General features: G+C 36.4%; 8 protein-coding genes and 1 pseudogene. 8 read left to right on the plus strand and 1 reads right to left on the minus strand.

The genetic code is table 11. From position 1 onward, the window contains the following. Positions 1 to 1,166: sigma-54 interaction domain-containing protein (locus ACY2V1_RS02625; RefSeq protein WP_461833245.1), on the minus strand; the 1,166-nt coding region annotated here is incomplete at its 3' end. Positions 1,167 to 1,510: 344 nt separating this feature from the next. Here ACY2V1_RS02625 and ACY2V1_RS02630 point away from each other — a divergent pair. From ACY2V1_RS02630 to ACY2V1_RS02665, 8 genes and pseudogenes are all read left to right on the plus strand, one after another. Further along, positions 1,511 to 1,738, plus strand: coding sequence for a hypothetical protein (locus ACY2V1_RS02630; RefSeq protein WP_461833246.1), 228 nt, complete (start codon positions 1,511 to 1,513; stop codon positions 1,736 to 1,738). Positions 1,739 to 1,749: 11 nt separating this feature from the next. Continuing rightward, complete coding sequence (locus tag ACY2V1_RS02635) at positions 1,750 to 1,998, plus strand: sulfurtransferase TusA family protein (protein WP_461833247.1); 249 nt, start codon at positions 1,750 to 1,752, stop codon at positions 1,996 to 1,998. 11 nt (positions 1,999 to 2,009) lie between these two features. Further along, a complete protein-coding gene (locus ACY2V1_RS02640) occupies positions 2,010 to 2,435 on the plus strand; it encodes a hydrogenase iron-sulfur subunit (RefSeq protein ID WP_461833248.1) in 426 nt (141 codons plus the stop codon). Positions 2,436 to 2,463: 28 nt separating this feature from the next. Continuing rightward, positions 2,464 to 3,759, plus strand: a complete 1,296-nt coding sequence (locus tag ACY2V1_RS02645; RefSeq protein ID WP_461833249.1) for an FAD-dependent oxidoreductase — start codon at positions 2,464 to 2,466, stop codon at positions 3,757 to 3,759. 9 nt (positions 3,760 to 3,768) lie between these two features. Further along, positions 3,769 to 5,640 (plus strand): CoB--CoM heterodisulfide reductase iron-sulfur subunit A family protein, encoded by a 1,872-nt coding sequence (locus tag ACY2V1_RS02650; protein ID WP_461833250.1) that lies wholly within the window; start codon positions 3,769 to 3,771, stop codon positions 5,638 to 5,640. A 22-nt stretch (positions 5,641 to 5,662) separates the two neighbouring features. Continuing rightward, entirely contained in the window at positions 5,663 to 5,944 is a 282-nt protein-coding gene (locus ACY2V1_RS02655) for a hypothetical protein (protein WP_461833251.1), read from the plus strand. Between the two features lie 22 nt (positions 5,945 to 5,966). After that, positions 5,967 to 6,278: a 4Fe-4S dicluster domain-containing protein gene (locus ACY2V1_RS02660; protein WP_461833252.1), complete on the plus strand. Its 312-nt coding sequence runs from the start codon at positions 5,967 to 5,969 to the stop codon at positions 6,276 to 6,278. Further along, a pseudogene (locus ACY2V1_RS02665) lies at positions 6,271 to 6,619 on the plus strand ((Fe-S)-binding protein); the annotation flags it as partial. The gene ACY2V1_RS02660 and the pseudogene ACY2V1_RS02665, both read left to right, overlap by 8 nt.

Here is a 6,619-nt window from a genome sequence, read left to right on the forward strand (position 1 = left end):
ATTAGATGTTCCTTTGTAATTACCTGTCCATCGCATACAACAAAAGCATATTCAATTACACTCCTAAGTTCTCTCACATTTCCAGGCCAGTGATACTCAAAAAATATATCCATTACCTCTCTTGAGACTCCATTTATTTGTTTTCCTGTCTTAAGGCTATTTTTTGTGAGGAAGTGTTCAACAAGTAAGGGGATATCTTCTTTTCTTTCCCTTAAAGGAGGGAGGAAGATAGGTATTACATTTATCCTGAAAAAGAGATCTTCCCTGAATTCTTTTTTCTCAACCATTTCTCTTAGATCCCTATTTGTTGCACAAATTATTCTCACATCAATTGAAATAGGGGTACTATCACCAACCCTTTCAATAACCTTTTCTTCAATGACCCGAAGAAGCTTAACTTGCATGGAAATAGGCAAGTCGCCAATTTCATCTAAAAATATATCTCCCCCACTAGCTAACTCAAATCTGCCCTTTCTTGTCTTAACGGCTCCAGTAAATGCACCTTTTACATGGCCAAATAATTCAGATTCAAAGAGAGTTTCTGCTATTGCAGCACAATTTACCTTTATAAAAGGTCCTTTGCACCTGTCACTTAAATTGTGGATGGCCTCTGCAACCAGTTCTTTTCCTGTGCCTGATTCACCATATATCATGACTGGAGCATCAGATTTAGCAGCATTTTTTATTAACTGAAAAATTTGTTGCATCTTTGGAGATGACCCAATAATTCCAAAAAAATTATTTTCATTTCTTAAAACTTTTTTTAAATTTCTAATCTGCCTCTCTTTTTCTAAAACCTCTGTTAAGTCTGTTAATGTCTCAACAGCGCCAAGCACTTTATTTTCTTCATCATATAAAATAGTTGCATTTTTGAGCACTGGGATCCTTTTTCCATCTTTTCTACGCAATATGCATTTTCGTTTTTTCGTGCCTTTTTGTCTGAACAATTCACACCAGTGACCATTTAAATTATTCCTCATTCCCATACAAATATCACAATCTAAAACCTTACAACTTTTTCCAACAAGCTCTTCTCTTGTGTACTGGACCAACTCCTCAAAAGCCTTATTCACTGAAATTATAATCCCTTGAGGGCTCACGATCATAAGCCCTTCCTGCATGGTTTCAATTACAGCTTCCCAAAAATCTTTGATTTGATTTTTCATATCGACTAATCCCATCAGTGGACAATCTATACTTATGCTAGGTTGTTAAACTTTTTCATTTATTTACGGTACGATGTTCATCCATTGTTAAATTAATATCTTTAGCTTTTTTTCAATAAAATAGAAGAAAAATCTTATTCTTATAACCTCTTTTTTAATTTTACTCTCATTTTTGTTTATAGTGTTAATATATGTTAAGCAAAAAAATGTTATCTCTATTTAACAAATCTTTTTATTGATGTAAATAAAATTTGTAACACACTGTTATTTTTAATAAAAATTTTTATTGGTACTTTTGGCATGTGACTTGCCTAAATACAGGCAATATCAGAGAGGAATAGGGTATGAAGGTGAATTTAGATATTCAAGACTGTTTTATTACCCCTGTGAACCTTTTGAGAATTACTGGTAAGGTGTTTGAATTGAGTGAGGGGGATGAGCTTAAAATAACAACAAATGATCCTCTTACTGTCCATTACTTAAGGAAAATATTGGAATTATCAAATATAGAGATTGAATCAAAAATTGAGGAAAAGGATTGTAATTTTCACATAACAATAACAAAAAGATAGGAGGTAATGTTATGGCAGATTTAAACAACGTAACTGCACAGACAACAGTTGATGCAAGGGGTAGTGCCTGCCCTGGGCCACTTTTAGAGGCAAAAAAAGGAATTGGGAAGGTTAAGGTTGGAGAGATATTAGAAGTATACTCCAGTGACCCAGGAACAAGGTCCGACCTTAAGGCATGGGCTGATAAAGTTGGACACGAATATATGGGTTTTGTTGAGGCAGATGGTTATGACAAACACTATATAAAAAGAAAAAAATAGGACTTAAAGTCATGTCCAATTATAAAGGAAAAATCTTAATTTTAGCAACAGAGGCCTGTGCCTACCCTGGTGCAAACGCAGTGGGCCAGGCCCACTCATCTTACCCAGCAAATACATACATTTTAAAAGTCAGGGCCCCTGTGATGTTTCCTGAAGATTTTTATCTTAAATGTTTTGAAAAAGGCATAGATGGCATAATTATAATGTCATGTGGGGAAGAGTGCCCTTATCCAGGGGCATATCAGGCACTGGCTAAAAAAATAGACAATGTATATCAGATGATGAAAGAAAGGAATATAGATATCAAAAGATTAAAGCTCACATCAATATGTACTGTGTGTATCAGGGCCTTTTTAAAAGAAGTTAATGATATGAACAGAATAATAGAAGAGTTAGGACCGGTAAAAGTTCCCGAGCACCTAACTTGCACAAGTTAGGTGCTCGGGAAGAACTGGGGGACAAAATATGAATAATGAAAACCTAAAATTTGATGCCATTGTGATTGGTGGTGGAATCGCAGGATTGCAAGCGGCAATTGACCTTGGAGACCAGGGATATAAGGTGGCAATAATTGAGAAAAATCCATCAATTGGTGGTAATATGATAAGGCTGTCAAAGGTATTTCCCACTCTTGATTGTGCCAGTTGTATTACCACCCCAAAGATGGCTCAGGCAGCCCACCACAAAAATATTACACTTTATACTTATACTGAAGTAAAAAAGCTATCAACAAAGGGGAATAAATATGTAGTAGGAGCAGTAAAAAAGCCCAGATTTGTTGATGAAGATAAGTGTATTGGATGTAGACAGTGTGAAATAAATTGTCCTGTCCTTGTACCAGATCCAGAACAGGGAAATTTTGTGGCAAAAAAAGCAATCTCTATACCTTTTTCAAATGCAATTCCACAGATTGCTTATCTGGATACTCAATGGTGTATGTTATGTGGAAAATGTGCAAAAGTATGTCCTAAGGATGCAGTAGATTATTTTCAAAAGCCAATTAATATGGAATTTGAATCAGATGTAGTAATAATGGCAACAGGATTCAAATTAACATCATTAGCAGATAAGAGGCAATATGGTCAGGGAAAGCTAAAAAATGTAATCACTTCCCTTCAAATGGAAAGGCTCCTTGCTCCACATGGCCCGTATAATAGGGTTCTTAGGCCATCTGATGGAAAAGAACCAGAATCTATTGCTTTTATACAATGTGCTGGATCCAGAGATAAATCAATGGGCATAGAGTATTGCTCCAGGATATGTTGTATGTATTCAATAAAACAGGCAATGCTGCTTTCTGGTGCACTTCCACTTGCTGATCTCACCATTTACAATATGGATATTCGCGCCTTTGGAAAGGGATATGAACAATTTTATCAAAATGCAATTGCAATGGGAATAGAGTTTGTCAGGGCAAAGGTTGCATACTTAACACAGGGTGAAGAAGATAAGGTAATTGTCCACTTTGAAGATCAAACAACAGGGGAGAAAATACAGAGGGAACATGACCTTGTTGTGCTTGCCTTGGGAGCTGTCCCCGAGATGGATAATTTAGAAGAATTTCAAGGTGTTTCATGTGGATATGACAATTTTATTCATAGCATAAATCCAAATATAGACCCTGCCTTACTAGGAAAACAAGGCATATACGGAGCTGGTTGTTGTATAGGTCCAAAGGATATTGTTGATACTATTTCAGAGGCAGGCAATGCTGCCATGCAGGCCTCAATATTTTTGGCCAGGAAAAAAGAAGAAAAATAGGAGCTTAACATGATGGAGACAAAAAACAATTCCCAGCCAAAGGTGGGTGTATATATTTGTTACTGCGGCGGAAATATCTCTGATCACGTGGATGTTGAAAAGGTAAGGGAGAGAGTGGAAAAATTAGAAGAAGTAGCAGTTGCCCGTACCAATATGTTCATGTGTTCTGACCCTGGACAGGATATGATTATAGAAGATTTAAAGGCTGGAAGGATTAACAGGGTGGTTGTTGCCTCGTGTGCCCCATCCCTTCATGAAACCACATTTAAAGGCGCTATTATGAGGGCTGGGGCAAATCCGTATATTTATGAACATGCAAATATAAGGGAGCAGGTGAGTTGGGTGCACCACGGAAAAGAGGCAACAGATAAGGCCACAAAGTTGGTTTATGCTGCTGTAAAAAAGGCAGCCCTTTTAAAACCCCTTGAACCAATTAGAGTGAACACCAAAAAACACGTAACTGTAATTGGTGGTGGTTTTGCCGGGCTTAAAAGCGCACGAGATCTTGCAAATATTGGATTTAAAGTGACTTTGATAGAAAAAAGTCCATATCTAGGAGGACATGTTGCCCATCTTGATAAACTTTATCCAACAAATATAGATGCAAAAACTGCTCTGGTATCTTTAATTAAAGAGGTGCTCTTCAACAAAAATATAGATGTGTATACCTGTGGTAATTTAAAGGATTTTTCAGGATATATTGGGAACTTTAATTTAAAGGTGGAGATAAAAAGACCAGATTATATGGAACAAATTGTGTTAAGGGATAGAATTCTTGATAATGCATATTATGTGGATATGAAAGGGGTTTTTTTAGACAATATAAAGAATAGTGAGATAAACCTAGAAACTGGAGCTATTGTTATAGCAACAGGCTTTAAGACCTATGAACCTAAAGTAGGTGAATATGGTTATAAAAATTTTAAAGAGGTCATAACACTGCCCCAGTTAATCCATTTACTTTCAAATGAGGGTGTGTCCTCTGATGGTTATTTGAAATTTAGAGGGAGAAGGATTCGCTCAATGGCCTTTATCCACTGTGTTGGGAGCAGACAAATTCCCGGAATAGATGAAGAAAGAGAAGATGGGACACTAAACGAGTACTGCTCAAGGGTGTGTTGTTCAACTATTTTGAGTTATGCAAATAAAATAAGGGCAGAATTTCCAAATACTCAGGTTTACGATCTATACAGGGATATTAGGACCTATGGGAGGTATCAGGAAGAGCTATATACAAGGGCATCAGAAAACAGGGTAAAATTTATAAGATTTGAGCCAGCTGAAAAACCCGAGATACAAAAGGGCATTTTGGATTATCCCCTTTTAATTAAGGTAAAAGATACCCTTACCTTTAATGAAGAAATAGGCGTTCCAGTGGATTTAGTTGTGCTTGGTGTTGGTATGGAGCCAAATCCCATTAATAATTTGGTCAGCCTTATGAAAATCCCTGTTGGAAACGATGGATTTTTGCAGGAAGTACATCCAAAATTAAGACCAGTAGAAACATCTGTAGATGGTGTGGTCCTGGCAGGGACTGCACAGGCCCCAATGGATACTTCAGAAGTTTCAAATAGTGCATCATGTGCATCAGTAAAAATAAGCTCTCTTCTTGGTAAAGGTTATGTGGAAGTGGATCCTTTTATTGCTGAGGTTGATAAAGACAAATGTAAAGGTCATGGCAAGTGTATTGAAGCATGTCTAAGAGATGGAGCCCTTATAATGAAAGATGGAAAGGCAGAGGTAGTACCAGCCCTTTGTGCTGGATGTGGTGCATGTGTACCTGTCTGTCCTGAAGGTGCAATTCAAATTGCAGGATCAACCCTAAAACAGTATGAGGCAATGGTGGACGCCATTGTAAACGATGAGATAATTCAAGATTAATTAGCAATAAGGATGTATGGCCATGATAGATAAAGAAAAACTAAAAGAGCTCAGGGAAATAAGAAAACATAGGATAAAAGAAATTAGAGAAATAGTAAAGGAGCAAAATAAAATAAAAGAGTCAATAAAAAATGCACTAAAGAATGGTTCAAAGACAGTACCTGAGATCAGTGAAAAAACTTATCTTCCTAAAGATACTGTAATGTGGTATATTGCTTCTTTAAAAAAGTATGGTGAAGTTTTAGAAGGCGATAAACAAGGAGATTACTTTTCCTATATCTTGGTGGAAGACAAGGCTTTATAAGGAAAACAAGGGAGATAATTAGATGAGGGTAATTAATCCAAATTTTGAATCAAAGCTAATAAAATATGGTGTAGATAGCTCAAACATGTGCTTTAATTGTGGTACATGCTCAGCTATCTGTCCCCTTTTTGAACACAGCTTTCCCAGGAGATTTATGCGTTATGTGCAAATTGGGGCAGAGGATGAGATCTTAAAATCAAAGATGGAGATATTTAAGTGTCTTCACTGTGGCCTGTGTACATCTTCATGTCCAAGGGGCGCAAATCCTGGGGAGGTGATGTTAGGATTAAAGAGATTTGTACTCGATAAAATGAGGAGGGATGTCAATGTTTAATCCCACAGATATAATAGATGTAATGGCAAAAAATATAAAAAAAACCAAAAATCCATTTGGTATAAATACAAAACGCCTAAATACCTGGTGGGAAACAGAAGATCTAAAAGAAGAGGGCGAGTATCTTCTATTTACTGGACTTATGTATCAAATGATACCATATATTGAAGTTGTTACCTCAAGAATGGAACAATTTGAAGACAAAAAAATATCAAACTACACCTCATTTGGAAAATACATCCCATCTGGGATATCCTCCATGATTATGGAGAAACTTATATCCAGAGATGAAAAGGATATCTCAATAGAAGTTTTAAAAAATATTGTGTGGTTACTTAAAA

It is taken from the genome of Desulfothermus sp. (assembly GCF_053993635.1).